General features: G+C 74.0%; 24 protein-coding genes and 3 pseudogenes. 20 read left to right on the top strand and 7 right to left on the bottom strand.

The window, feature by feature from the left end:
- Positions 1-117 precede the first annotated feature (117 nt).
- Complete coding sequence (locus A949_RS0119325) at positions 118-498, top strand: DUF2255 family protein (RefSeq protein ID WP_019357670.1); 381 nt, start codon at positions 118-120, stop codon at positions 496-498.
- Positions 499-701: 203 nt separating this feature from the next.
- Positions 702-1865, top strand: a complete 1164-nt coding sequence (locus tag A949_RS0119330) for a low temperature requirement protein A (protein WP_019357671.1) — start codon at positions 702-704, stop codon at positions 1863-1865.
- 419 nt (positions 1866-2284) lie between these two features.
- Here the strand turns inward: A949_RS0119330 and A949_RS36660 are convergent.
- A pseudogene (locus A949_RS36660) lies at positions 2285-2745 on the bottom strand (transposase); the annotation flags it as partial.
- Between the two features lie 259 nt (positions 2746-3004).
- Between A949_RS36660 and A949_RS0119340 the strand changes: the two are divergent.
- The 11 genes from A949_RS0119340 (at position 3005) to A949_RS0119390 (ending at position 14180) form a co-directional block, all read left to right on the top strand.
- Positions 3005-3685: a response regulator transcription factor gene (locus A949_RS0119340; protein WP_106428851.1), complete on the top strand. Its 681-nt coding sequence runs from the start codon at positions 3005-3007 to the stop codon at positions 3683-3685.
- A gap of 261 nt (positions 3686-3946) precedes the next feature.
- A complete protein-coding gene (locus tag A949_RS0119345) occupies positions 3947-5164 on the top strand; it encodes a glycosyltransferase (RefSeq protein ID WP_019357674.1) in 1218 nt (405 codons plus the stop codon).
- Positions 5165-5202: 38 nt separating this feature from the next.
- Positions 5203-6357, top strand: coding sequence for a class II D-tagatose-bisphosphate aldolase non-catalytic subunit (locus A949_RS33905; RefSeq protein ID WP_106428850.1), 1155 nt, complete (start codon positions 5203-5205; stop codon positions 6355-6357).
- On the top strand, positions 6354-7280 hold the full coding sequence (locus A949_RS0119355) for a hypothetical protein (protein ID WP_019357676.1): 927 nt from the start codon (positions 6354-6356) through the stop codon (positions 7278-7280). Before A949_RS33905 ends, A949_RS0119355 begins: the two co-directional genes overlap by 4 nt.
- Before the next feature lie 74 nt (positions 7281-7354).
- Positions 7355-7888, top strand: a complete 534-nt coding sequence (locus tag A949_RS33910) for a cupin domain-containing protein (protein ID WP_019357677.1) — start codon at positions 7355-7357, stop codon at positions 7886-7888.
- Positions 7888-9051: a DegT/DnrJ/EryC1/StrS family aminotransferase gene (locus tag A949_RS0119365; RefSeq protein WP_019357678.1), complete on the top strand. Its 1164-nt coding sequence runs from the start codon at positions 7888-7890 to the stop codon at positions 9049-9051. Before A949_RS33910 ends, A949_RS0119365 begins: the two co-directional genes overlap by 1 nt.
- A gap of 33 nt (positions 9052-9084) precedes the next feature.
- A complete protein-coding gene (locus tag A949_RS0119370; protein WP_019357679.1) occupies positions 9085-10305 on the top strand; it encodes a GNAT family N-acetyltransferase in 1221 nt (406 codons plus the stop codon).
- Positions 10306-10342: 37 nt separating this feature from the next.
- A complete protein-coding gene (locus A949_RS33915) occupies positions 10343-11053 on the top strand; it encodes a TIGR04282 family arsenosugar biosynthesis glycosyltransferase (protein WP_019357680.1) in 711 nt (236 codons plus the stop codon).
- Positions 11050-11733, top strand: coding sequence for a class I SAM-dependent methyltransferase (locus A949_RS0119380; RefSeq protein ID WP_019357681.1), 684 nt, complete (start codon positions 11050-11052; stop codon positions 11731-11733). Before A949_RS33915 ends, A949_RS0119380 begins: the two co-directional genes overlap by 4 nt.
- A 46-nt stretch (positions 11734-11779) precedes the next feature.
- Positions 11780-13045 (top strand): glycoside hydrolase 5 family protein, encoded by a 1266-nt coding sequence (locus A949_RS0119385; protein WP_019357682.1) that lies wholly within the window; start codon positions 11780-11782, stop codon positions 13043-13045.
- Between the two features lie 58 nt (positions 13046-13103).
- A complete protein-coding gene (locus A949_RS0119390) occupies positions 13104-14180 on the top strand; it encodes a zinc-dependent alcohol dehydrogenase (RefSeq protein WP_026004828.1) in 1077 nt (358 codons plus the stop codon).
- Here A949_RS0119390 and A949_RS39540 read toward each other — a convergent pair.
- From A949_RS39540 to A949_RS0119405, 3 genes are all read right to left on the bottom strand, one after another.
- Positions 14169-14288: an LPFR motif small protein gene (locus A949_RS39540; protein ID WP_019357684.1), complete on the bottom strand. Its 120-nt coding sequence runs from the start codon at positions 14286-14288 to the stop codon at positions 14169-14171. The two genes, A949_RS0119390 and A949_RS39540, sit on opposite strands and share 12 nt — an antisense overlap.
- Positions 14289-14360: 72 nt before the next feature.
- A complete protein-coding gene (locus tag A949_RS0119400; RefSeq protein ID WP_019357685.1) occupies positions 14361-14876 on the bottom strand; it encodes a methylated-DNA--[protein]-cysteine S-methyltransferase in 516 nt (171 codons plus the stop codon).
- A gap of 89 nt (positions 14877-14965) precedes the next feature.
- Positions 14966-16432 (bottom strand): FGGY-family carbohydrate kinase, encoded by a 1467-nt coding sequence (locus A949_RS0119405; RefSeq protein ID WP_019357686.1) that lies wholly within the window; start codon positions 16430-16432, stop codon positions 14966-14968.
- 147 nt (positions 16433-16579) lie between these two features.
- Here A949_RS0119405 and A949_RS0119410 point away from each other — a divergent pair, with 147 nt between their 5' ends.
- From A949_RS0119410 to A949_RS0119420, 3 genes are read left to right on the top strand one after another with little or no spacing between them, the layout of a single operon-like run.
- Positions 16580-17221, top strand: coding sequence for a histidine phosphatase family protein (locus A949_RS0119410; RefSeq protein WP_019357687.1), 642 nt, complete (start codon positions 16580-16582; stop codon positions 17219-17221).
- Positions 17218-18018, top strand: a complete 801-nt coding sequence (locus A949_RS0119415) for a DeoR/GlpR family DNA-binding transcription regulator (RefSeq protein ID WP_019357688.1) — start codon at positions 17218-17220, stop codon at positions 18016-18018. The genes A949_RS0119410 and A949_RS0119415 overlap by 4 nt, the downstream gene beginning before the upstream one ends.
- A gap of 54 nt (positions 18019-18072) precedes the next feature.
- Positions 18073-19554 carry an FGGY-family carbohydrate kinase gene (locus tag A949_RS0119420; protein WP_019357689.1) on the top strand — a complete coding sequence of 494 codons (1482 nt, stop codon included), beginning with the start codon at positions 18073-18075 and terminating at the stop codon, positions 19552-19554.
- A gap of 61 nt (positions 19555-19615) precedes the next feature.
- Here the strand turns inward: A949_RS0119420 and A949_RS0119425 are convergent, their stop codons facing one another.
- Complete coding sequence (locus tag A949_RS0119425) at positions 19616-20491, bottom strand: aminoglycoside phosphotransferase family protein (protein ID WP_019357690.1); 876 nt, start codon at positions 20489-20491, stop codon at positions 19616-19618.
- A 180-nt stretch (positions 20492-20671) separates the two neighbouring features.
- Between A949_RS0119425 and A949_RS0119430 the strand changes: the two genes are divergently transcribed.
- Both A949_RS0119430 and A949_RS0119435 read left to right on the top strand, forming a co-directional pair.
- Positions 20672-21511, top strand: coding sequence for a polysaccharide deacetylase family protein (locus A949_RS0119430; RefSeq protein WP_019357691.1), 840 nt, complete (start codon positions 20672-20674; stop codon positions 21509-21511).
- A gap of 71 nt (positions 21512-21582) precedes the next feature.
- Positions 21583-22113 (top strand): lytic polysaccharide monooxygenase auxiliary activity family 9 protein, encoded by a 531-nt coding sequence (locus tag A949_RS0119435; RefSeq protein WP_019357692.1) that lies wholly within the window; start codon positions 21583-21585, stop codon positions 22111-22113.
- Between the two features lie 113 nt (positions 22114-22226).
- Here A949_RS0119435 and A949_RS0119440 read toward each other — a convergent pair whose 3' ends face one another.
- Positions 22227-23429 (bottom strand): MFS transporter, encoded by a 1203-nt coding sequence (locus A949_RS0119440; RefSeq protein ID WP_019357693.1) that lies wholly within the window; start codon positions 23427-23429, stop codon positions 22227-22229.
- 99 nt (positions 23430-23528) lie between these two features.
- Here A949_RS0119440 and A949_RS0119445 point away from each other — a divergent pair, with 99 nt between their 5' ends.
- Both A949_RS0119445 and A949_RS36665 read left to right on the top strand, forming a co-directional pair.
- Positions 23529-24614 (top strand): helix-turn-helix domain-containing protein, encoded by a 1086-nt coding sequence (locus tag A949_RS0119445; RefSeq protein WP_026004829.1) that lies wholly within the window; start codon positions 23529-23531, stop codon positions 24612-24614.
- A 554-nt stretch (positions 24615-25168) separates the two neighbouring features.
- A pseudogene (locus tag A949_RS36665) lies at positions 25169-26140 on the top strand (MFS transporter); the annotation flags it as partial.
- Between the two features lie 277 nt (positions 26141-26417).
- Here A949_RS36665 and A949_RS0119455 read toward each other — a convergent pair.
- Positions 26418-26781: pseudogene (locus A949_RS0119455) on the bottom strand (hypothetical protein); the annotation flags it as partial.

The following is a 26781-nucleotide window of genomic DNA, read 5'->3' on the forward strand; positions in this document are numbered from 1 at the left end:
AGGCCGTCAGCAAGCTCGGCCCCTTCTTCGCCGACAAGCTCTGACCCGGGCAGTCGTCGCTGCCCCGCACCGCTCATGCGGGGCAGCCTGACCGCAGATGAGAAAGGAAGACCGGCCATGGCCGTTTGGACCCCGGATGAGCTCGACCGCATCAACGCCGAGACCTACTTCACCGTCGGGGCGACCCTGCTCGACGGAACCACCCCCAAGACTGTCGACATCTGGTCCGTGCCCGTCGGGGACCGGATCTTCATCCGCTCCTACAACGGCACGCAGGGGAAGTGGTACGGGCCGGCCCTGAAAACCGGCCGGGGCCGGATCTCGGCCGGCGGGGTCGAAAAGCCGGTGCGCTTCGTACCCGTCGACCCCGACGACGAGGAGACCAACCAGGCCGTCGACGCCTCCTATCTGGAGAAGTATGCGGACAGCGAGTACTCGATGACGATGTCGACCGAGCCCGTACGCCGCAACACCCTCGAGGTGGTCCCCGAGGACTGACGCCCCGGATGCGTGCAGCGGTCCGTGGCGGGTGACGCCCCGGACCGCACGGCCTGTTCTGCCCGCCATCACCAGTCCGGTCTGCCGGTGCGAACGGTCACGTCATCTCCGTCGTCGCCACCGTCTACGGCAAACATCCGGGACCGGGCACCCCACCCCTGGTCCCGGACCTCTCATGACCAGGACACGGAGGCATCCCCGTCATGAACACCGAATCCCGATTCCGGCTCGTCCCGATGCGGCCGCGCGACCCCGACCAGGAGGGCCGCACCGCCTCCACCCTCGAATTGTTCTTCGACCTCGTCTTCGTCGTCGCCGTCAGCATCGCCGCAGTGTCGCTCCACCACGCCCTCACGGGTGGGCACGTCCTCGAAGGGATCCTCAACTACGGGATCGTGTTCTTCGGGATCTGGTGGGCCTGGATGAACTTCACCTGGTTCGCCACCTCCTTCGACACCGACGACTGGCTCTACCGAGTGCTCACCATCGTGCAGATGGGCGGCGTGCTCGTCCTCGCCTCCGGGATCAAACCGGCCTTCGAGGACCACAACTACTCGGTGCTGATCCTCGCCTACGTCGTCATGCGCCTGGCCCTGGTCGCCCAGTGGCTGCGCGCCTCCCGCTCCGCCGGACAGGCGCGGCGCGCCACGCTCATCTACGCCGGCGGCATCACCGCCGTCCAACTACTCTGGCTGGCCTCCCTGCTGCTGCCGGAATCGACGTTCTTCATCGCCCTCGTCGTCCTGGTGGGCGCCGAACTCGCCGTGCCGATCGTCGCCGAGCGCACCGGCTCCACCCCGTGGCACCCGCACCACATCACCGAGCGCTACGGCCTGTTCACCCTCATCCTGCTCGGTGAGAGCCTGCTCGCGTCGGCCAACGCGATCATCGAGGCTCTCCACGAGACCGACCACCTCACGCCTCTGATCGGCGTCGCCGCACTGACGCTGGTCGCCACCGCCGCCCTGTGGTGGATCTACTTCTGGCCGCCGCACCATCACGCCATCTCAAGCTTTTCCAGCTCCCTGGCCTACGGGTACGGACACTTCGTCGTCTTCGCCGCCGCCGGTGCATTCTCCGCGGGCATCGAGGTCGAAATCGATGTGCTCACCGGGCACAGCGACCTCCACCAGCCCTGGGCATCGCTCGCCTACACGATCCCTCTGGCAGTGTTCGTCCTCGGCATCTGGGCCCTGGCGATCAGGCCGCACGCCGACCGCGTCGTCAACACCATCCTGCCCCTGGCCGGCCTCCTGGTCCTGATCGACCCCCTGATCCCCGTCCCCTTCGCCCTCACAGTGGTCATCCTCGCGGGCACCGTCGCCGTCCTCGTCTGGAGACAGCCGCTCGACACCGCCAACGCCTAACCCTCCTCCCTGCCGCCCCCATCGGTCGCGGAGATCCCCCATACGACCGAGGCGGCTGTCGGAGATGAGCGATGCGACTGTGCGGCGCCCGGAGTGCCCCGCGGCGGGGCAGGCCACGACAGGATGAGCCGGGCTGCCCGCGGCATACGGCTCCAGGAGGTGGAGCATCTGTTCGTCGGTGCCGCCCAGGGTCGGCCGGCCGCGTGGTTATGCCCCCACACGAAGGCAGCGAGCAGGATCACGGCGGCCACAAGCGGAGCGAAGGCCCACGGACTGGCCCGGCATTGACGCTCGGCCTCGCTGAGGCCCTGAACGAGGCGACGACACTGCTACCCAGCAGGCGGGCACCCCTTACTGATCATTGGAGAATGAAGTTCGGAGGCGGCGAAGGCATATGAAGCTACAAGCCAGTTCGAGCAGCGCTTCCACAGCAGACGACGGTACTTGTCGAAGTCGTAGCCCCGATCGGTATACAGCCGCCGGGGGCTGCGGCGGGGACGGCCGCGCACACCCCGAATCGCTGGGATTGCGTCCAGCAGTGGCAGGAGCTGGGTGACGTCATGGCGGTTGCCACCGGTGAGCGTGACGACGAGCGGGGTGCCATGGCGGTCGACGATCAGATGGTGCTTGGAGCCGGGACGGGCACGGTCGACGGGAGAGGGGCCGACGTGATCCCCCCTTTGAGGGCCCGGACGTGAGAACTCTCGGCCGGGACATCGCACCAGGCGACACCGGTGCGCAAGACGTACATGACACCCGCGAAGGCCGCTCGGTCCGAAACCCGCAGCCGGCCCGGGTGGCGGTGACGCCGTTCGGGAGCGGGCGGCAGAGGCGGCGCCACCCGCTCCCACAGGTCATCCGGAACAAGATCAGCACGCATCCGGAACACGATGCCGACCAAGATCGTCGAGCACAAGATCCGTAGCTCAACTCATTCTGAAACGATCAGTAAGCCGTGCGGGACGGGTGGCGCGGCGCAGCGGACCACATGCGCCACGACAGCGCGGCCGAACATCAGCAGACACTCCGTCAACTCGCTTCCCTGCCACGGGACTCTGCGGGATCATCGCTCGCGGCAGTCAGGACCGGACCACCTCCGCCACCCGGAAGTGGCCCCCGCACGGGGAATGGGTGAACGCATGACCGAGATCCAGGAAAAGCCGGACAGCGGCGATCCCACCGCGGCCCGGCTCGCGGTCGCCGTCCACGTCGAGGCCGAGATCCTCCGGCTCGGCCTGCGCGCCATGCTGCCCGGCCTGGCACCCGTGGAGCAGGCCGAGGAGTTCACACACTCCGCCGCACTGGAGCGGGCCCTGGCCGGCAACAGGTTCCACGTGCTCATCCTCTCCAGCTCCACCAACGCCTCCGCCTCCCTCGGGCGCCTGCGCCACACCCATCCGGGACTGCGCACCCTGCTCCTCCTCGACCCCGCGGACGCCGCATCCGACTCGGCGCTCGCCCGGCTGCCCGCCGACGGCTATCTGCTGCGTGAGGAGCTGACCGCGGCAGCTCTGGAGCGGGCGCTGCGGCAGCTGGCGGCCGACGAGATGCCGATGCCGCTCCGGCTGGGGCGCCGGCTGCTCAGCCAGGCAGGCGAGTCGGCCCACCTGCTGCCCGCGCGCAGGGTCCGGCTGACCGCCCGCGAGTACGACGTGCTCGCCCACCTGGTGGCCGGGCTCAGCAACAAGCAGATCGCCCGCCGCCTGCGGATCTCCGAACACGGTGTCAAACGGCTGGTGAGCAGCGTGCTGCTGAAGCTGGGCGCCGCCAACCGGACGGCCGCCGTCGTCACGGCGATCAAACTCGGTCTGATCGACTGAGCGGCGGACTCCCCGTGCGTGCGGCGCGCCGCGCCGCCACGGCCCGACCGCGGCAGGGCGCCTTCCGGCCCTGCCCGGGCGGCCGTTCCGCGGTGCCCTGACCACCGGGGCTACCCGATCGGCTACCCCCGTTCGCCCGGCCCGGTCCGGGTGCCCGTCCGGGGCTGTCGGCAGGCGCGCGGCCGACCCCAGGATGAGCGAAGCGGCTCGACGGACCCCCGGTCGCGGCCGCCCATCCCCGCTCGCCGAGAGGACCGCCAGATGAGCTGGAGGCATCAGGACCCCGCCGTCCTCGCGGATGCCGCCGTCAGCAGTGTCGCCCTCACCGCCGACCCGTCCGCGCAGTCGGCCGCCCCCGGCTTCTGGGTCTGGTCCAGGGACGCGCACCGCGCGGTCGCCGACGCCGTGCTCGCCCTCCCGGACGAACGCGTCCGCGCCCGCGCCGAAGCCGTCGCCGCCGAACCCGCGGACAGCGCCGCGTGCCGCGCACTGACCGCGCTGCTGACCGACAGGCTCACCGGCGACCCCCGGCAGCCGGACACCGCACACCTGGCCGCCGTCGTCTGGGACGCCGAGACCCGCTCCCGGCTGCGGATGCAGAACGGCACCGGGCGGCCCGCCGGACTCGCCGCTCCCGGCGCCGCGGAGATCCTGCGCAGCGCGCGGCCCGCCGCCGGGCCCACCGGCGAGGTGGACGCGGCACTGGTCATCCCCTTCCGGGAGCGCGGCGAGGAAGGGGAGCGCACCCGCAACCTCGCGGCCGTACTGCACGCGCTCAACGACCAGAGCCATCCGCGCGACCGCTACCGGGTGGTCGTGGTCGAGGCGGACTCCCAGCCGCGCTGGGAGCACCTGTACGGCGCCCACTGCGACACCTACCTGTTCGCGGAGAACGCCGGCCCCTTCAACTACTCCTGGACGATCAACGCGGGTGTGGTGCACGGCGCCCGGCCCGCGGAGCTGATCTGCGTGCTCGAGGCCGACATCCTGGTCGACCGCGGCTTCGTGGCGCGGGCCGTCGAACGGTTCCGCACCCCGGGCACCCAGGCGCACTGGCCGTTCGAGGACATGCTCTACCTGGACGCCGCCTCCAGCCACCAGGCCGTCGGCGAACGCTGTCTGGAGGGCGCCGGGGCCGTGCGCCGGGACGCGCTGCGCGGCGTCTTCCTGCGCCGCACCCCGGGTGCCTGCGTCTGGCTCCGGGAGCGCCTCTTTTCCCGGATCGGCGGTTACGACGAGCGGTTCACCGCCGGATGGGGCGGCGCCGACAACGACTTCACCTGGCGGGCCGACCTGCACGGCGGCCTCGACCGGTACCGCGACGAGCACCTGGTGCACCTGCACCACGGACGCGCCACCGACTGGTTCGACGCGGAGAACGAGGGGCCCGGCGCCTACGAGACCTTCCCCTGGTGCACCTGGCCCCCGGACTCCGACATCGGCGACCTGGCGAAGTTCTCCACCCACCGGTCGCGCTGAGCGCAGCCCAGCCACCTCCACAGTCAGGGGAAACATCCATGGAACCAGTGGTCGGCATCGGCCCGGTCTCACGCTGCACCGTCGACGCGGCCCTCACCGTCGCGCGGCGCACCCGCACCCCGCTCATGCTCATCCCCAGCCGCCGCCAGGTGGACGCGGCCGAGTTCGGCGGCGGCTATCTGGGCTGGACCACCGCGGAGTTCGCCGCCCACGTCCAGGAGCGCGACCCGGACGGGCTGCTGCTCCTGTGCCGGGACCACGGCGGGCCCTGGATGCACACCGCCGAGGCCGGCATCGCCGAACCCGCCGAGGCACTGGACTCGTGTACCCGCTCCTTCACCGCCGACCTGGACGCCGGGTTCGGACTGCTGCACATCGACACCTCCGAGGGCCGTCCCGGCACCGGACCCGTCCCGGCGGCGACCGCTGCCGCGCGGCTCGTCGAGCTGTACGCGCGCTGCCACGCCGAGGCCGCGGCACGCGGGGCCGACATCGCCTACGAGATCGGATTCGAGCCGCAGGACGTGTCCACCAACGACCCGGACGAGTTCAAAGCGGCCCTCCGGCTCGTTCTGGAGGGCATCGAGGCGGCCGGTGCGCCGCGTCCCCGCTATGTCGTCGCGCAGACCGGCACCAAGGTCGCCGAACTGCGCAACGTGGGCCGCTTCCACGACCCGGCGGCCCGCGAGGAGACGCTGCGCCAGGTCTCCACCCTGGCCGCCACCTGCCACCAGGAAGGCGTCCGCCTCAAGGCGCACAACTGCGACTACCTCACCACGGAGGAGACGGCACTGCTGCTGCGGGCCGGGGTGGACGCGTTCAACGTCGCACCGGAGTACGGCGTCGCCGAGACCCGCGCCCTGCTGCGCGTGCTGGACGAGATGGCGCTGCCCCGGGCCAGGGAGGACTTCCTGCGGCTCGCCCACGACAGCGGCAAGTGGCGCAAGTGGATGCTGGATTCCAGCACCGCCACCGACATCGAGCGCGCTGTCGTGGCAGGCCACTACGTCTTCGGCAGCGACGAGGGCCGGCGGATCCGTGCCGAGGCGGCGCACGCCCTCGACTCGCGCGGCAGAGCGCCGCTGGAGACGGTGCTCCGGGAGGCGGTGGCCGAACGGATCGAGTCCGCGCTGCGCGCGGTGGAGCGGGCGGGCGGGCCGTCTGCCGCGCGGCCCGGCGGGGCCGGGCTGTGAGCGCCGCCGTGACCGACGTGTACGCGCCCGGCACGCTCCAGGAGGCCGTCGACCGGGTCCTGCGGGTTCCGGACCGGCACCGCACCTTCAGCAAGGACGCCGCCTTCGCGCAGGAGACCTGGGCCATCGGTCCCGCACTGCTCGAAGCACTGCTCGACCACGGCCTGCCGCACCGCGGCCCGGCGGAGCGGCGCCGCTTCGAGCGCACCGACCTGCACAACATCAGCACCTGGCTGAACCTGCCCTCGCCCTACTTCCGTGCCCTCGGCCGCAAGGCGCGGGCGCTGGACGAGGCGGCCCGCGCCGGGGAGCCGCACCGCCACGAACTGGAGCTGCGGGCGGACTGCGCCGAGCCGGGTCACCCGGGTGAGTGCCTGTTCGTCCCCGTGTCCGGGGTGGCCGACCGCAGCGAGCCGGGCAGTCCGCGGGAGCGCGCGACCGGTGCCTTCGCCGTGCGGGCCCGGCTGCCCTCCGACACGAGGGTGTTCGACGAGGACCGCTCCGACCTGCTCTCCCTGGTCGCCGACTGGGAGCTGTACGTCCTGCCGGACGGGGTCATCGAGGACGAGGGCTTCGCCCGGGAGACCCGGCTGGCCAACTGCCTGATCCCCACCCGGCTGCTGCTGCGGGAGGCCGAGCGGCGCGGCATCCGGGCCCGGCACGGTGCCGGGCTGCTCGTCGCGCCGCCCTTCGGCACGCTGCACCACTGGGTGGAGTTCGCGCTGGACGGCACCTGGGTCCCGGCCGACCCCGTGCTGCTGACGGCGTTCTCGCGCTGGGGGATGACCGATCGCGCGCACTGGCCCTACAACCGCTCGGTGGCCGGCATCGTCTGGCACCTGCTGACCTGGCCTCCCGAGGTGTTCTTCCCCGTCGTGCGGGACCGCGGCCGGCAGGCGCCGCTGCACGTCTCCGCACGCTGACCCGCCCTCCCCGCCCGTACCCGCGCCCGCGTCGGCCGACCGTCCGGCGCGTCTCCCTCCCGGAAGGACCGCACATGGCCAGCCCCGCCACCGGAGCCCCCTTCACCTCCATCAGCGAGCCCGAGGACGACAGCGGGGCGCACGAGGCCCGTCCGTCCCGCGAGGTCGCCTCCGGCGTACGGGTCATCGAGTTCGCCGACACCAAGAAGGTCGTCAAGCTGTGGGGCCAGGAGCGCTGGCTGCACGAGGAGGAGCCGGACGGCCCCTACGGGTTCAAGTTCATCCGCATCAAGGCGGGCCACCGCACCTCGCTCCAGTACCACGAGCACAAGCGGGAGAGCTACTTCATCCTGGAGGGCGAGGCGGTGATGCACTACCGCGCGACGCGGGACGGCGAGAACCTGCGGCTGCCCATGCCCGCCGGAACCCTGGCGCACGTCGACCCCGGCGCGGTGCACCGGGTCGAGGGCGTCACCGACATCGTGCTGGTGGAGGTCTCCACCTACGACGACGGTTCGGACAACGTCCGGCTGGAGGACGACTACGGACGCGGCGACGGCCGCCTCGCCGACGAGCACGGCGGGCACACCGAGCACGGCGGGCGCTGATGGGCGGCCCCACCGGCCCCGGTGCCGCAACCGTCCCCAAGTACCGCTACCCCGCGCAGTTCGAGGGCGGAGAGGAGGAGCTGCTGGCCCGGATCGGGGAACTGCTGCTGCGCGGCGGCTACGTCCTGGGCGAGGAGGTGGCCGAGTTCGAGCAACGGCTGGCCGGCTACCTGGGCAGCGCGCACACCGTGGGGGTCAACTCCGGTACCGACGCGCTGATCCTCGCCCTCGACGCGCTCGGCGTCGGCCCGGGGGACGAGGTGGTCACCGTCGCCAACTCCTTCCACGCCACCGCGCAGGCCATCGCCCGGCGGGGCGCCACCCCCGTGTACGTGGACTGCCGCGACGACGACTTCCTGATGGACCTCGACCGGCTCCCCGCAGCGTTCACGGAGCGCACCCGCGCCGTCGTCCTCGTCCACATGTTCGGCAAGGCGGCGGATGTGCCGCGCGCCCGGCGGCTCGCCCGCGACGCCGGCGTCCTGCTGCTGGAGGACTGCGCCCAGGCCATCGGTGCCCGCAGCCACGGAGTGCGGGTCGGCACCGCCTCGGCGGCCGGCTGCTGGAGCTTCGCGCCCTCCAAGAACCTGGCCGCGGCCGGCGACGCCGGGGCGGTCAGTGTCCAGGACGACGAGCTGGCCGAACGCCTCCGGCTGCTGCGGCACTTCGGGCAGCCGCAGCAGAACCGGCACGAGATCCTCGGCTACAACTCGCGCCTGGACACTCTGCAGGCCCTCGTCCTGCTGCACAAGCTCGACCGGCTCGACACCTGGAACGCCCGCCGCGCCGAGGTCGCCGCCACCTACCGGCGCCGACTGGCCGGCCTCCCGCTGCGATTCCAGGAACCCGGCGAGGACGGCGAGCACGTCTACCACCTCTTCCAGGTCCGCACCCGGACCGAGCACGAACGCGACGGCCTGCTCGCACACGTGACGGCCGCAGGCGTGGACGCGGTCGTCCGCTATCCCACACCCCTGCCGCACCAGCCGGCCCTCGCCGGGCCCGCGGCGCGGCGCCACCCCTGCCCGGTCGCTGAGGAACTCGCCCGCCAGACCCTCTGCCTGCCCGTCCGGCCCGACCTGGACGCCCGGGAGATCGGCCAGGTGTGCGACGCGGTCACCGGCTACTACACGGGCCGCGCGAGCAGCGGATCAGCCGGGTGAGCGGGACGCCCCGATGAGGGAGGTGCCGAACTGATGGAGACCCGCGTCCGCACGGCCGCCGACGACCGCGAGTTCGAGGGCTACCTGGACCACACCCGGCACGCCTTCGGCAAGGTCCCCTACGACCACGCCACGCTGCGCGCGCACGGCGTCAGTGCCGTGGCCGTCCGCGGGACCCAGGTGCTGGGCGGCGGCCTCTTCCTCCCCTTCGACCAGTACTTCGGCGGCCGTCCGGTGCCCTCCGGGGGAGTGGCGTGGCTGGCCGTCGCCCCCTGGGAACGCGGTGCCGGGCTCGCCCGCCGGCTCACCGAGGAGGGGACCGACCGCCTGCGCGGGGCGCACGGTGCCGTGCTGGCCTGCGCCTGGACCCCGGCACCCGGTCTCTACCGCCGCTGGGGCTGGGAGGCGGCCGCCGTCGCCTCCAGCCAGGTGCTCCACCCCGCCGAACTGCCCGCCCCGCGGTCCCGCTTCGAGACCGTCCAGCCCGACGAGGCGGCCTGCACCCGGCTGCGGAACGCCCTGGCGCCGGGCTGGAACGGGACACTGCGACGGCCCGCCTGGTGGCACGGCTGGAAGCAGCGGACCGCCCCCGGTGCGCTGACCCTCGGCGTGGTCCGGCGCACGGGCGACGGGGCCGGCAGGGCCGGCGGGGCCGGCGGGGCCGGCGGGGCCGGCGGGGAGCTGGCCGGATACGCGACCGTCACCGTCGAACCGCACCGGCCCTGGGGCGTCGCCGCGGTCGTCCACGACCTGTGGCACGCCGAACTCGACGCGCTGGCCGCGCTGCTGGCCGCCGTCGGCGCCCGCTCGCCGCAGGTCCGCGAGATCCGCCTCCGCCGCTCCGTACTGCCGCGCCCCAGCCCGCTGCCGTGGCTGCTCGACCGCTACGCGGTACGCGAGGACGGCTGGTACCCGTGGATGCTGCGGCTGCTCGACGTGCCCGCCGCCCTGCGGGCCCGCGGCTGGGAGCCCCGGGCACGCGGCGCCGTCGGCCTGGAGGTCGTCCAGCCCGAGGGCGGGACGCAGCCGTACGCACTCACCTTCGAGGAGGGACGGATGCGGGTGCGGCGCGGCAGCGGCCCCACGGCCCGTACCGTGCGGCTGCCCTCGGCCACGCTGGCGGCCTGGTACGCGGGCGGACTGCCGCTGCGGCACGCGGCCCGACTGGGCACGGCCGCGGGCGACGTGCGCGACCTCGACCTGCTCGACGCGCTGGTCGCCGGCCCCGCGCCCTGGCTGCCCGAGAGCTTCTGAGATGACAGCACCCCCGCCCCAGGACCGAGGACGCGTGATGCCGGAGCCCACCACGCTGCTCGTGATCGCCAAGGAGCCGCTGCCGGGCCGCGTCAAGACCCGCCTCGCGCCGGCCTTCACCCCGCACGGCGCGGCAGCTCTCGCCGCCGCCGCGCTCACCGACACCCTGCGGGCCGTACTCGCCGCCCCGGCGCGCCGCCGCATCCTGGTCCTGGACGGCAGCCCGGGCCGCTGGCTGCCGGGGCCCGAGGAGGGCGGCGACCGCATCGAGGTCGTACCGCAGGGCGGCGGCGGGCTGGACGAGCGGCTGGCCGCGGCCTTCGCCCGGTGCGACGGTCCGGCGCTGCTCGTCGGCATGGACACCCCGCAACTCACCCCCCGGCTGCTGGCACCCGCCACCCGCGCGGACGCCTGGCAGCAGTGCGACGCCTGGTTCGGCCCCGCCGCCGACGGCGGCTTCTGGGCGCTCGGCCTGGCCGACCCCGACCCCGCGCTGCTGCGCGGCGTGCCCATGTCCACCGCCGCCACCGGTGCGGTGCAGCGTGCCCGGCTGCTCGCCGCCGGACTGCGCGTCCACGACCTGCCGCAGCTGCGGGACGTGGACGAGCCGGGCGACGCGGCCGCAGTGGCCGCGCAGGCCCCGGCCGGCCTGTTCGCGGCCGAACACGCCCGGCTGCTGCGGCTGCCGGGGCCTCCGCATGCCGGACCCGCGGACCGTGACCGCGGCCCGGGGGCGGCGCGCAGGTGAGCGGACGCACGCCGGCCCACACCGGCTCCTGGACCGAGGACCCCTACACCGAGGCGCTGCTGCTGGGCCGCGGCCCGCTGTATCTGCGCGGCCCGGACGGCTGGTCGCTCACCCTGGAGGTGGAGCGCTGGTGCGCGGTCGCCGACGCGGCCGACCTGACCGTCCTGGACCGCTGCCGGGGCACGGTGCTCGACATCGGCTGCGGGCCGGGCCGCATGGTGGCCGCCCTGCGCGAGTACGGGCACGCGCCGCTCGGTATCGACCTGAACGCCGCGGCGGTCGAGTGCACCCGGCAGCGCGGCGGACGGGCCCTGCGGCGTTCGGTCTTCGACCCGCTGCCCGCATCCGGCGGCTGGGACACCGCGCTGCTGATCGACGGCAACGTCGGTATCGGCGGCGACCCCCTGCTGCTCCTGCGCCGCATCGGCCAGTTGGTGCGCCCCGGCGGGCTGCTGCTGGTGGAGGTGGCCGGGGAGGACGTGGACGAGCGGCGCCGGGTGCGGATGGAGAACGCCCGCGGCGGTGCCGGAACCCCCTTCCCCTGGGCCCGCCTGGGCACCGCGGCCCTGCACCGGACGGCCCGCGCCGCCGGGTGGACGCCGGAGGACACCTGGTCCAAGGACACCCGCGAGTTCACCGCGCTGCGCCGCGACCGCGCGCAGCGCCCGGCAGCCGGGTAGCAACCGGGGGACCCGTCACCCCACCGCACCAGGAGGCTCGGAGAACATGCGCTTCGGAGTCAACTACACGCCCAGCCGCGGATGGTTCCACCACTGGCTGGACTTCGACCTCGACGAGGTCCGCGCCGACCTCGACCCGGTGGCCGCGCTCGGACTCGACCACATCCGGGTCTTCCCGCTCTGGCCGCTCTTCCAGCCCAACCGGGCGCTGATCCGCCCCCGCGCCGTCGGACAACTCGTCGCGCTGGCGGACGCGGCGCGGGAGCGCGGGCTGGATGTGGCGGTGGACGGGCTGCAGGGACACCTGTCCAGCTTCGACTTCCTGCCGTCCTGGACGACGACCTGGCACCGCCGCAACCTGTTCACCGACCCGTCGGCCGTGCAGGCCCAGGCGGCCTATCTGCGCACACTGGCCGAAGCGCTCAGCGACCGGCCGAACTTCCTCGGCATGACCCTGGGCAACGAGGTCAACCAGTTCGCCGACGCCCCGCACCCCGAACCGCACCGGGCGACGGCGGCGCAGGTGGCGGACTGGCTGCGGCGGCTGCTGGCCGCGTGCGAGGAGGGCGCGCCGGGCCGCACCCACCTGCACGCGGGCGACGACGCCACCTGGTATCTGCCCGGGCACCCCTTCACGCCCGGCCACGCCGCCGGACTGGGGGCCATGACGGCAGTGCACTCCTGGGTGTTCGACGGCACCGCGCAGCGCCACGGCCCGGCGGGCCCGGCCACCGAGCAGCACGCCGCGTACCTGGTCGAGCTGTCCAAGGCGTGGGCGGCGGACCCGGAGCGGCCCGTGTGGCTGCAGGAGGTGGGTGCGCCCGCGCCGCACGTACCGGCCTCCCGGGCGGCGGCCTTCACCGCGGCGACCGCCCGCGCCGCACTCGACTGCACCCACCTGTGGGGACTCACCTGGTGGTGCTCGCACGACGTGGACCGCTCGCTGGCCGACTTCCCGGAGCTGGAGTACGACCTGGGTCTGTTCACCGCGGACCGCGCCCCCAAGCCCGCCGCGCACGCCCTGGCCCGCGCCGCGGCCGAGTACCGGGCGGCCCCGCACCGTCCGCTGCCGCGTACGACGGCGCTGGTGCTGGACCCGGACGCCGAGGGGCCGGGGCCGCGCCGTACGGTCTGCGCGCCCGGTGGCCGCTTCTTCGAGGCGTGGGCCGTGCTGGCCGCCGAGGGGGTGCGGCCCGCCGTCGTCCTGGCCCGCGACGCGGAGGACCCCGCCCGCCTGGCGGCGCGCGGCATCACCGAGACCCGGCACCCTGCTGAGGTGCCCGTTCCGCGCCGTGCCATGATCCAGGGGTGACCGGAAGCGGCGGACCAGCGGTGCCGCCCGCACCGAGCCCCGCTCGAAAGGACGCCCGTTGAAGGGGAACTGGCCCGGTGGCACGATGCGTGCCGCCCGCATCACCGGCATCGGACGGACCGATCTGGCCACCGTTGCGGTGCCCGCGCCCGAACCGGGCACCGTACTGGTGCGGACGCGGCACGCGGGGATCTGCGGCACGGATCTGGAGATCCTGCACGGCACCTCGGCGTTCCTCCAGGACGGCCGGCTCACCTTCCCGCACGTCTTCGGCCACGAATGGCACGGCGAGGTGGCCGCCTACGCCGGGGAACCGCCCGCGGACGCCCCCGCGGTCGGCTCGTCGGTGGTGGGGCGCACGATGGTGCCGTGCGGCCGCTGTGCCCGCTGCCACGCCGGACGTGCCCAGATGTGCACCGCGCTGCGGGAGACGGGGCTCTACGGACTGCAGGGCGGCGCCGCGGAATACGTACGGGTGCCCGTGCACGCGCTCACCCCGCTGCCGTCCGGGCTGCCGGACGCGGCGGGTGCGCTGATCGAGCCCGCGGTCTCGGTGGTGGAGGCGTTCGAGCGGGCGCGGCTGCGCTTCGACGACCGGGTGGCCGTGCTCGGCACCGGCACCATGGGGCTGCTGGCGGTGCAGTTCGCGCACCGCCAGGCCGCCCGGGTGGACGCGGTCGGCATCGACCGGGCGGGCCTGGACCTGGCCCTGCGCTGCGGAGCCGACGCGGCCCACCACGCCGACGAGGCGCCGCAGGGGGAGTACTCCCTGGTCGTGGAGGCGTCGGGGGCCGCGGCCGCCTTCACGGGCGCGCTGCGGATGGCGGAGCGGGGCGGACGGGTCGCGCTGGTGGGGGTGGCCAGGGAACCGGTCTCCTTCGTCCCCGGTGAACTGTCCCTGCAGGGCGTGGACGTGCTCGGCATCCAGCACGGCATCGCGCACTACGACCGCACGGTGGAACTCTTCGAGCGGGGCGTGCTGGATGCCGAGCCGCTGGTCGCCGAGGTCCTGCCCGCGGTGTCCGGGGAGTCGGTGAGCGCGGCCTTCGCCCTTCTGGAACAGGGCAGAAGCGGGCCGCCGAAGGTCCTGCTGGCCTTCGACGGCCCGCGGCCGCGGGGCGGGTCAGCGCGCTGAGCGGGAGGCTCCCGCGAACAGCCGGGCCAGGGCCCGGAAGGGGAGCGTGACGACAGTGGCGATGGCACCGCCGATCGCCCGCAGTACATCGGCCAGGGCGCGGAACATGGTTGCCTCCACAGGAGCGGTGCTGTCTCGGTCGCGGCACGGGTGGCCGCCGCGCCGAAAAGCAAACCCCGCTCATCGCAGCGGCGCCGGACGGCCTCCTTCCTGCATCGGGAGGGCGCCCCGCTCGAAGTCGAGCAGGTGCCGCTTGCGTTCGATGCCACCGCCGTACCCGGTCAGGCTCCCGGTGGAGCCGACCACCCGGTGGCAGGGGACGACGATGCTGAGCGGATTGCGTCCGTTGGCCAGCCCGACGGCGCGGGCGGCACCCGGCCTGCCGATCCGCTCGGCGAGCTGCCCGTAGGAGAGCGTCCGGCCGTAGGGGATGTCGCAGAGCGCGTCCCAGACGGTGTGCTGGAACCCGGTTCCCTCGGCGGCGTGGGGCAGGGCGAATTCGGTGCGTTCCCCCGCGAAGTACTCCTCCAGCTGCTCCACCGCCCCGCCGAAGGCGCTCGGGTCGCTCGTGCCGAACGTCTCCTGCGCGGGACGGTGCCGCTGCTTGTCCATGTAGACGGCGGACAGGGTGCCGTCGGTGGCGACCAGGGTCAGCGGACCGACGGGGCTGTCGATGACGGTGTGCGTGCGGTGCATGGCGCGTCCCTTCTGCGTTCCCCTCCAGTCTCGCCGCTCGCACACCGGGGGACCGGCGGAAAAGCGACATCACGCTGGCCGCCGCGGGGTCAGTCCGCCCAGCGGGCCCGCGCCGCCGCCACCCGCTCGCGGTACTCCGCATAGCCCTGCTCGTACCGGGCCCGGTCGGCCTCGTCCGGCTCCACCAGCCGGTACCCGGCGTGCCACTGCTCCTCGTCGACGGGGTCGCCGAGCGCGGCGCGGGCCACCAGGGCGGCGCCCTTGGCCCCGACCTCCGGCTCGGCGGGCACCCGGACCGGGCGGCCGAGGATCCCGGCGAAGATCCGCATCCAGCCGGGGGAGCGGGTGCCGCCACCGCAGGCGGCCGGGGTCCTGGACAGGCCGGCGGTCTCCAGGCAGTGCCGTGCCGCGTAGCCGACCGCCTCGCACATGGCCCGCACCAGATCGGCCCGGCCGTGCGCCAGGGACATGCCCTCGAACGAGGCCCGCGCGGCGGGCGCGACGAACGGCGCCCGCTCGCCCGCCTCGGACAGGAACGGCAGCGCCACCACTCCGCGGGCTCCGGCGGGGCTGATGTCCAGCAGGGTCTCCAGATCGCCGGTGGACGCGCCGACCATGCCCAGGGCCCAGTCGATCCCGGCCGTGCCGACCATCGCCGGCAGCGCCCGCAGCCAGCGGTCCGGCCGGGGGGTGCACAGCCACATCCCGGCCGGTTCCGCGTCCGGGTCCCGCTCCACGCGGTCGGTGAGCACCTGGCAGGCCAGTGTCGTGCCCACCGTCAGCAGACCGTCGCCCACCTCCCGCACCCCGCTGCCGAGGGCGCAGGCGGGCAGGTCGTAGGGGCCGGAGGTGACCGGCAGCCCGGCGGGCAGGCCCAGCAGCCTTGCTCCCTCGCCGTCGAGGGCCAGTACGGTGTGCGGCGCGGCGGGTGCGGGCAGCAGCGCGGCCGCTTCCCCGACGCCGCAGGCGGCCAGCGCCGGGGGCAGGTAGGAACGGGTGGCCGGGTCGAGGAAGGGCAGCGTGGCGTCGGAGGCGTCCACCCCGACGGTGCCGGTCAGCCGCTGGGCCACCGCGTCGACGCAGTAGCCGGCGACCGCCGCGCGCTCCAGTGTCCCGGGCTCGTGTTCGCGCAGCCAGGCCAGCAGGGGGGCGTGACAGCCGGGGAACAGGCCGGACCCGGTGTGCCGGAAGACTTCGGCCACGGTGCCGTCCCGCTGCCAGCGGTCGACCAGCGGCGCCGCCCGGCCGTCCATCCAGGAGATCATCCGCCGCACGGCCCGCCCCTGTGCGTCCCGCAGCCACAGCCCGTCGCCCTGCCCGGTCAGGGCGAGGGCCGCAGGCGGTCCCGGCAGCGCGCCGGCCACTTCCGCGACGACCTCGGCGACGCCGCTCAGCACCTCTTCCAGGTCCTGCTCGACGCGGCCGCCGGGGCTCCGCAGCAGAGTGGAGGGGCGGGCGGCGGCGTGCAGGCGGGTGCCGTCGCGGCCGAAGGCGACGGCTTTGGTGACGGAGGTGCCGATGTCGACACCGATGATCGCCCCAGCGGATTCGGTCATGGCCGTTCGCCCTTCCGGTTGCGGCAGCTCGCACTGCCCTCACAGCAAAGTTGTTATATTTATAGCGCTCCACGTGAAGAAGCCCAACAGGCCGAGGGTGCGCGCCGCACCGCACCCGCCCGTCACCCCGAAGTCCCTGGAGGACGTATGACCCGGCTCCTGCTCGTCCGGCACGGCCAGACCGTCTGGCACGCCGAGAACCGGTACGCCGGGATCTCCGACATCGCCCTGACCGACGCCGGACGGCAGCAGGCCGAGGAGCTGGCCGGATGGGTCCTCGCCAGGTCCCGGCGGGAGCCGATCGGCGCGGTGGTCAGCTCGCCGCTGGAGCGGGCCCGGCGGACGGCGCAGCCCGCCGCGCGGGCCCTCGGGGTGCGGCCCGCCGTGCACGAGGGGCTGCGCGAGAGCGACTTCGGCTGGGGCGAGGGCCGCACCCTCGCGGAGCTGGCGGCCGACGACCCCGAGCGGGTGCACGCCTTCCAGCGGGACGCGGAGAGCGGGGCCTTCCCCGGTTCCGAGCCCCCCGCGGCCGTCGCGTCCCGGGTGTCCGCGGCGCTGCGCGAGGTGGCGGTCGCGCACGACGGAAGCGCGGTGCTGGTCGTCGCGCACAACACCGCCTTCCGGATCGCCCTGTGCGCGCTGCTGGGCATCCCGCTCGGGCGCTACCGGCAGGTGCTGCCGAGGCTGGAGAACGCGGCCGTCACCGAGATCGACGTGGACGGCGGGCGGACGGCGCTGCGCGCGCTGAACGTCCCCACCGGTACGGGTCCGGCGGGGGAGCGGCCGTGAGCGGACCCGGTCCCTCCGGCGGCTCCGCGCGCACGCAGCAGCGCCGCAGGCAGCGCATCGCCGAACACGTCGTCCGCCGCGGGACGGTGCCCGTCGGCGAGCTGGCCGAGGCCATGGGCGTCAGTGTGATGACGGTGCACCGCGACCTGGAGGCGCTGGCCGCGCGCGGCGTGCTGCGGCGCTTCCGCGGCGGCGTCTCCGCGCTGCCCACCAGCGTCTTCGAGAGCAACCTCGACTACCGGCTCGGTGTGCAGTTGGCGGAGAAGGAGGCCGTGGCGCGGGCCGCGGCCGAACTGGTCGAGCCGGGCATGTCGGTGATGCTGGACGACTCCACCTCGGTGCTGGCGCTGGCCGCGCTGGTGCGCGAGCGGACCCCGCTGACCGTGCTGACCAACGCCCGTCGCGTGCTGGAGGTGTTCGCGGGGTGCGAGGAGGTGCGGCTGGTCGCGCTGGGCGGCGAGTACTCGCGCACGCACGATTCGTTCCTGGGGGTCCCCTGCGTGGAGGCGATCGAGGCGATGTCGGTCGACCTGGTGCTGGTCAGCACGTCGGCGATGAACGCGCGCATGACCTTCCACCAGGAGCAGGACGTGGTGCTGGTCAAGCGCGCCATGCTCGCCTCCGGGGCGCGCACGGCGCTGCTGATGGACCGCTCCAAGGTCGCCCGCACGGCGCTGCACCGGCTGTGTCCGGTCGCCGACTTCGACCACGTCGTGGTGGACGACGGGGTGGCCGGCGGCCTGCTGGCCGAGCTGCGGGAGCACACCGACGTACGCATCGCCGAGGTGAGTGGCTGAGCCGCGAAATCACACGCTGAGTGTGAAATTAACATCGAGACTGAAAGGGATGCCATGCACAGCCCAGCCGCGCCCGGAGTCACCCCCCGCCCGCCGGCCGACCCGGTCGTCGCCGGGATCGACGTCGCCACCGCAGCCGTCCGGGTCGTCTGCGTGAACGCGCGTGGCGCGGTGCTCGCCGAGGGCGGCGCACCGCTGCCGCGACCGGTCCGGGACGGGAGCGGACGCAGCGAGCAGGACGCCACCCGCTGGTGGCCCGCCGCGGCCGCGGCGCTGCGCCGGGCCACCGCCGCACTGCCCGCCCGCGGTGCCGAGGTGCGCGCCGTCGCCGTCTCCGCCACCTCCGGAACCCTCGTGCTGGCGGACGCGGCGGGCCGGCCGCTGGGCCCGGCCCTGATGTACGACGACCGCCGGGCCGCGGATCTCAACAGCGCGGCGCAGCGCGGCGGCGCCGCGCGCTGGCGGGCCCTCGGGCTCACGGTGGGACCCACCGCGGCGCTGGGCCGTGTCGCCTGGTACGCGCGGCACGCGGCCGGCTTCCCGGGCGCCGCGCGGGTGGTCCACACCCCCGAGCTGCTCGGCCATCGCCTCACCGGGCAGCCGGTCGCCGCCGACTGGAGCCACGCGCTCAAGACCGGATACGACCCGCGCGCGGCCGAATGGCCGACGGAGGTCCTGGACGCGCTCGGCATCCCGGCGGGCTGGCTCCCCCCGGTCCGGCCGCCGGGCACCCGGGCCGGCACCGTCTGCGCCGAGGCCGCCGCGCAGACCGGGCTGCCCGCGGGCTGCGAGGTACGGCTCGGGATGACCGACGGCTGCGCGGGGCAGCTCGCCACCGGCGCCGTGGCCCCCGGTCAGTTCGTCGGCGTCCTGGGCACCACCTACGTCCTCAAGGGGGTCACCCGCGAGCTGGTCACCGATCCGGCCGGCGCCTTCTACAGCCATCGGCACCCGGACGGCTGGTGGCTGCCCGGCGGCGCCGCCAACACCGGGGGCGAGGCGCTGGCCCACCGCGTCGCCGCACACCTTCCGGGACTCGACGAGGCGGCCGCCGCACGCGGCCCCGCCTCCTGCGTCAGCTATCCGCTGCGCCGCGAGGGCGAGCGCTTCCCGTTCGTGGCGGGTGCCGCGCGGGGCTTCCTGCTGGGCACCCCCGCCGACGACGCCGACCGGCACCGTGCGGACCTGGAGGGGGTGGCCTTCCTCGAACGGCTCGCCCTGGAGCGGGTCAGGGCCCTGGGGGTGCCGGTCACGGCTCCGCTGTACGCGGCCGGCGGGGGCAGCCGCAGCCCGCTGTGGAACCGGATCCGCGCCACTGTGCTGGACCTGCCGCTCCAGGTGGCCGACCGCGCGGAGACCGCTTCCGGGGCCGCGCTGCTGGCCGCCGCAGGCACCCTGCACCCCTCGCTGGAGCAGGCGGCCGCGGCGATGACGGGTGAGGGGCGCCTGGTCGAGCCGGTCCCGGAGGAGAAGGCCGCCCTGGACGACTCCTACGCGCGCTTCACCGAGGAGCTGACGGCACGGGGCTGGCGGTAGCCCCGGCCGTCGGGGGCGGGGGCGCGAAGACCGTGCGGACCGGTCGGGCCCGCCCCCGGAGTCAGAACGGGTGCCAGCGGACCGCGGGGTCGGACGCGCGCAGCGAGGCCACCCTGCGCCGGAACTCGCTCAGGGCCGCGGGGTTGCCGGGGGCGTGCTGGGAGACCCATGCGCAGCTCGCGGTCTCCCGTGCCCCGCGGAGCACCGCACACCCCTCCCATTCGCGCACGTCCCAGCCGTAGCCGGCACAGAACGACTCGTACTCCGCGGCCGGCAGCCCGTACCGGTCGCGGCTGAGCGCCATCACGACCAGATCGTGCTCGCGCAGATCGGAGGAGAACGTCTCCAGGTCCACCAGCAGCGGCCCCTGCGGGGTGATGTGGACGTTGCGCGGCAGGGCGTCCCCGTGCAGCGGGCCGGGCGGCAGGTGGGGGACGAGTCCGGGCAGTGCGGCGAGGATGTCGTCCCGGCGCGCCCGCAGGAACGCCGCGTCCTCGCGCGGCACCGCGTCCCCGGCCAGCCGAAGCCAGCGCTCGATGCCGTCGAGCAGTTCCCGGGGCGGCAGCGCGAACGGGGGCTCGGGCAGCGCGTGCACGAGCCGCAGCAGCCCGGCCAGGTCCGCGGGCCCGGCCGGGCGCACCGCGGCGGGCAGCCGCTGCCAGAAGGTGACCGGATGCCCGCCGACCAGGCGGGCCTCCGGCTCCGCCGCGCGGACGGCGGGCACCCCCTCGCTCTCCAGCCAGGTGGCGACCCGCAGTTCGTGCTCCGCGCGGGCGAGCAGCTGTGCGTCCCGGCCGACCCGTACGACGGTCCCGTCCAGTGCGAAGACGGCGTTCTCGCCGAGGGACAGCAGTTCCGCCGTGCCGCCGGCGCTGTTCGTCGCGGCGGCCAGCACCTCCCGCGCCAGGGCCTCGGTGAATGCCACGCTGGTCGCCATCGCCTGTGCTCCCTGCTCTCGTCGGTCCTCCCCTCCAGGCTGTCAGGGTGCCCGGCGGGGCTGTCGCGCAGCCCCGCGCCGAATGCGGCGTATCTCTCACCATGTGGCTGCAACCACCGGCCCTCCGGAGCGGTCTGGCTGTATGACAAGCACGGTGAAAACGGGCAGTTGGGAGCAGAAGTGCACAGCAAGCGGGGTGGCAGGCCGGCGACCGTGGCGACAGCCGCCGCGGTGGGAACCGTGGCCGTCGGGCTGTTGACGGCCTTCGTCGGGACGGATGCGGGGGCGTCCGCCGCGAGCCGGCATCCGGGCTGGGAGCAGAGCGTGCGCGCCGCTCGGGCGGGCCAGGACGCCGCCGCACCGGCGCAGAAGCGGTCCGGTGCCGGGCGGGCGAAGCCCAAGGCGCCCCCGCGCAAGGTCAGCCGGACGATCAGCCACCACACGGCGGCCGGCGGGCGGGCGGTCTCGCTCACCCTGGACGACGGCCCGCACCCGGAGTGGACGCCCAGGACGCTGGATCTGCTGCGGCAGTACCACGTCAAGGCGACCTTCTGTCTGATAGGCCCGAACGCGGAGCGCCACCCCGGTCTCGTCAAGCGGATCGTCGCGGAGGGGCACCGGTTGTGCGACCACTCCGTCGACCATGACACGGGGATGGACCACAAGTCCGCCGACTACCAGAAGCGGCAGATACTCGACGCGAAACGCATGATCGACAAGGCCTCGGGGGGCGCGCCCGTCCACTACTACCGGGCGCCGGGCGGTGCCTTCACGCCCACCAGCCGGCGGGTGGCGGCCGAGCACGGGATGCGGCCGCTGGGCTGGATCGTCGATCCGGGGGACTGGCAGCTCCCGGGGACCGACGCGATAGTGCGGCACGCCAAGGAACAGGTGGAGGACGGTGCGGTGCTCCTCTTCCACGACGGGGGCGGCGACCGGTCCGAGACCTACCAGGCGCTGCGCCGGCTGCTGCCCTGGCTCAAGAGCCAGGGCTACGGCTTCAGCTTCCCGAAGTCTTGACCGTCCTCTGTCAGCCGCTAAAGTCTAGACCAATTCCCATTGTGTGCACTCCCCCCACCGAAGGAGCTGAGATGCACCGAACATCGCGTACCAGAAGGAAGTTAGCGGCCCTGGCGGGTGCCGGTCTCGCCCCCGTCCTGGCTCTCGGCCTCACCGCGACCCCGGCCTCCGCGCACGGCTGGATCACCAACCCGGCCAGCAGGCAGGCCCAGTGTGCCGACGGCACCGTCTCCTGCGGCTCGATCAAGTGGGAGCCGCAGAGCGTCGAGGGCCCCAAGGGGCTCAAGGACTGCGCGGGCGGCAACGAACGCTTCGCCGACCTGCGCGACGACAGCAAGGGCTGGAAGGTCACCGACGTCGGCAGCTCGGCCACCTTCAACTGGAAGCTGACCGCCCGGCACCGCACGACCACCTGGCAGTACTTCATCGGCAACACCAAGATCGCCGAGTTCGACGACGGGGGAGCGCAGCCTCCGCAGTACGTCTCCCACCACGTCGGATTCCAGGGCTTCACCGGTAAGCAGAAGGTGCTCGCGGTCTGGAACGTCGCGGACACGGCGAACGCCTTCTACGCCTGCGTCGACGTCAACATCGGCGGCTGACGCCTCTGTCCCCTCCCGGCCGGGCGGCTCCCCACCACCTCCGGCCGGGAGGTGTCCGCCTCCGCTGCTCACGGGCCTGCCTCGGCCGGGCGGCGGCAACCGGTGAGCCCCCTTCACCGCTCCCGCTCGGCGGCGACGGCTCCGCTGGACAGCAGCGTCGCGGCGGCGAGGGTGCCCCAGAGGGCTGCCGGACCGTGGGGCGCGAGCGCGGTCAGGGCGGCGGGGGAGACGGCGAGGCCGAAACCGGTGGAGAGCTGGAAGCGGGCGAGAGCGCGCCCCAGGACATGCGCCGGGGCGAGCGCGGTGACGAGTGCCGTGGCGCTGCCCGCGTAGCCGATCTCGCCGAGGGTGCAGACCACGGACACCGCCGCGACGGCCGGGGCGCCCCAGCCGGGTCCCGGCGAGGTGGCCACCAGGAAGCCGAGATAGGACACGGTGAGCACCACGCCGGCCAGGGCCAGCACGGATCTGCGGGAGAAGCGGGACATCAGGACGGTGACCGGAACCTGCAGGGTGACCACCAGCACGGTGTTGGCCACGAAGATGGCGCCCGACCACACCGGGGACGCGTGCATCTGCGTCACCAGGACAAGAGGGAGCGCGACCTCGGGGACGTTGAGGCAGAAGACATAGATCACGTTGGCGGCCAGGAGTGCGCGCATCCGGGGTGCGGGCTCGTCGTCCCCGGCCCCGGCCCCGGCCGCGGCGGCTGCCGGATGAGCGTGCACGTGGACCGACCACGCCAGGGCCGCCGCCACGAGGTAGGCGAGCCCGGTGACGGCTGCCAGCGCCTGCAACGCGGTGGTGCCGCCCGCCAGGCAGGCGGTGGCGAGGAGGGCACCGGTGCCCAGGCCGGCGTTGCGCAGGGCGCGGCCGCCGGCGAGGGCGGCGTCGCGCTCCCGGCCGTCGGCGACCGTGGCCACGAGGGCCGCGTGGGCGGCCGGCCATGCCTGGTTGCCGATGCCGAGGAAGAGCGCCGCCGCCGCGAACGCCCAGACGTGCCCCGCCGGGGCGGCCAGCAGCACCGTCACACCCAGCACCCGCACCAGCATCGACGCCGCCACGACCGTGCTGCGTGCGCCCCGGTCCAGCCATCGGCCGACCGCGGGCATGCACGCCAGACCCACGACGGCACCGAGCGTCATGGCGATGCCGGTGGCCGGCGCGGAGAGCCTCAGCACGGACACCCCGTAGAGCAGCAGAAGGGGCCGGAGCAGGCCGGTGCCGAGCGCGTCCACGACCAGGGCGACGGCATAGCCGGGGCCTCCGGAGGCGCGGACGAGGGCGTGTGGCCGGATCTTGACGGTGGTTGTCATGGCGTCAACGGTGCGTTCGGCCGCCGAGCCCGCCGTGCCACTTGACGGACACCGTCAATCGACGCGGTCGTCAACCATCCGACCGGCGATGATGAGGGGGTGACGTTGAGAATCGACATCGGCGGCCTGCCGCCCGGGGGGCTGCGGTTCGCCGCCTCCCCGCTGGCCGAGCTGACCGCCATGCTGCACGTGCTGGCCGAACCCGCGCACCATCCGCAGCTCGCCGGCTGGGCCGCGGACGTGTGGGCCGGGCTCCCGCCGGAGCTGGCCGAGCGGCTCAGGGAAGCGGGGTTCCTCTGGCGTTCCTCACGGGCCGACTTCCTGGTTCCCGCACGTCCCCGGCCCACCCTCGCCGAGGAGCTGGACGACGTGGACCGGATCGACGACGAGACCTATGCGGCCGCCGCGCTCATCACCACGTGCGGCAGCAACCGGGTCCACTTCGCCGCGCCGTCGCCGCTCGCCGACGCAGCGGCGCGGGAGCGGGCCCTGGCCCTGGCCCAGGCCCGCGGCGCGCTCCAGGAAGCCTTCGCCGAACGGCTGCTCGCGGATCCGGCCGCCGTGCGGGCACGGGTGCGCCAGACCCTCGAACAGTGCGCCGAGGCGTTCTTCGACGCCGCCTGGGAGAGCGTCGCCGTGCAGCTCGCCACCGACCTGCGGCTGAAGAAGGACCTGCTGCAGCGCCAGGGCATCGGGGCGGCACTCGCATCGGTCTCCGGCGCCGTGACCCTGGCGCCGGACGGCGACTGCATCACCGTGGACAAGCTGCAGGACAACGCGACCACCGCCCGCGGTACCGGGGTCACCTTCCTCCCCAGCGTCTTCGGCCGGCCGCACCTGGTGGTGATCCACGCACGCGGGTGGCAGCCGGTGGTGCAGTACCCGGTTGCCGAGGCGAGCCCGCCGGAGCCGGTGTCGCTGGAGACGGTCACGCTGCGGCTGGAGGCACTCGCGCATCCGGTACGGCTGCGGCTGCTGCGCACCCTCGCCCGCGGTCCGCACACCACCGGTGAGCTGGCCCATGCCTGGGGGCTCTCCCTCCCGGAGGTGTCCCGCCACCTCGCGGTCCTGCGCCGCGCGGACCTGCTCACGGCCCGGCGGCACGGTCGGCACGTCCGCTACACCCTCGACCTGTCCGATCTGACGGGGCTGGGGGCCGACCTGCTGGCGGCCGTACTGCGCTGAGCAGCTCGGTCCGCCGGGCGGTGACCACCGCCTCCGCACACCCCGGGTCACCGCCTCGCCGCGGCCGCGATCCGGCTCTCACGAGTGCCGAATTTTCGGCCGTCGCATCCCGGCAATGCGGTCCACCGCGATCCTTTCCGGTCGAATGTCGTCACCGGATACCGCGCGTGAATCTCCGGTGCACGACCGGAATTCCCGAGCCACAACCGCCGCTCCGGTCACCGGCAACTCTCGCTGCTCTCTCGGGAGTCGGCGAAAGCCGCGGCGACACGCCGAAACACGCGTGCGGTGCGGATGGCTTCCGAGGGGAGGTGGCTACCGACTGCCGTGATTTCAGGGCGAGTTCATCGAATTCCGGGAATCCTACTATGGGAAGCCTTATGCGGAAACCGTGTGCGCGAATCCGGTGATGCGGCACGCTTCTTTTCGAGGAACGGCCCGCCGAGGCGAGCCGGGCAGCACAACACCCCACTCCTGCAAGGAGGTTCCCGTTGCCCCTTGCCCTCCTGGCCCTGGCCATTGCAACGTTCGGTGCGGGCACGGCCGAGTTCGTGATGATAGGTCTACTTCCCGAGGCCGCCTCCGACATGGGAGTGAGCATCTCCGAAGCCGGTGGCTACGTCTCCTTCTATTCGCTCGGTGTCGTGATCGGAGCGCCACTTCTCACCGTCGTGGGTATGCGGGTCCAGCGTAAGACAATACTGCTCGCAATGACATGCATGTTCATCTTCGGGAACACAGCGTCAGCCCTTGTCCCGAGCCATGAACTACTGCTGGCGGCGCGTTTCACCGCGGGACTCCCGCACGGGGTGTTCTTCGGAATCGGAGCCGTCGTCGCGGCCGGACTCGTCGCCCCCGAAAGACGCGGCAGAGCACTCTCCGTGGTGCTGGTCGGCGTGCCGATGGCCAATATCGTCGGCTCCCCGCTGGGCACCCTGCTCGGGCAGACGGTCGGCTGGCGCTGGACGTTCATCGTGGTCGCCGGTATCGGTGTCCTCGCGTTCGTCTCCCTCGCGGCGCTGCTCCCCGTGCAGCGCGAGACCGGCAGAGGGACCGTGCGCGGCGAACTCGGCATATTCAAAAGACCGCAGGTGTGGCTCGCCTTCGCCGTGGTGGTGTTCGGCTTCGCCGGCACCTCCTCGTTCTACACCTACATCCAGCCGCTGGTGACCGAGGTCAGCGGCTACACCCCCAACGCGGCCACCGCGCTGCTGGCACTGGCCGGAGCGGGGATGACCGTGGGCACCCTGCTCGGCGGCCGGCTCGCCGACCGCCCGGTGCGCACGATGTGCGGGGCGCTGTTCGCGCTGGCGCTCTCGCTGAGCATGTTCCTGGTGACGGCGCAGCACACCGTCCTGGTCGCCGTCAACGTGTTCCTCACCGGGATCGCGGGCATGGCCGCCATCCCCAGCGTCCAGGCACGCATCCTCGACCACGGCAGGGACGCGCCCGAACTCGGCTCCGCCAGCGTGCAGTCCGCCTTCAACATCGCCAACTCGCTGGGCGCCTCGCTCGGCGGTGTGGTCATCGCTGCCGGCTTCGGACTCACCTCGCCGAGCTGGCTGGGCGCGCTCCTCGCCCTGGCGGGCGCCTGTTTCGGCCTGCTGTCCGGGTGGCTGGACCGCAGCTCCCGGCCCTGGGCGGTCGCCTCCTCGGCCCCTTCCTGGAAGAGCGTGAAATCGGAGGCGTTATGGAACCGGGGCGCCCGCAGCGCCCCCGTACCCGCTCGCGGGCCGTACCGTCGCGCCGCTGCCGGGCACCGCGCCGGCCCGCGCCCTGTGCGGATGCGCGGCCGGGCGCCGGTCACTCCGCGGCGGTCTCCTCGGCGCTCCCGCGGGATACCGGGGATCCGTGGGACCACCGCAGCAGCGCGCCCAGTCCGCCGACCGGAAGCTCCTCGCCGGGCGCGGCGAGCAGCACCTCCGCATCGGTCGCCAGCGCACTGCGCAGCAGCGCGTCGTCGGCCCGCGCGGAGGCGGGCTCGGGCGCTCCGAGATACTGCAGCTCGGAGCGCCGCACCCCCAGCTGGTCCGCCCCCTCGCCGACCCACACCTCGGTGTCCCCGTCCGGTCCCCCGGGCCGCACCACCAGTGTCGCCACCCGGTGCTCCCGCGCCGCCTCCACCAGCGAGGGCACCGTCTCGGCCGTCGCCCGAGCCCGCGGGGGA

Origin of the sequence: Streptomyces sp. AA1529 (genome assembly GCF_000280905.1) — a bacterium.
In the GTDB taxonomy this organism is placed as follows: domain Bacteria; phylum Actinomycetota; class Actinomycetes; order Streptomycetales; family Streptomycetaceae; genus Streptomyces.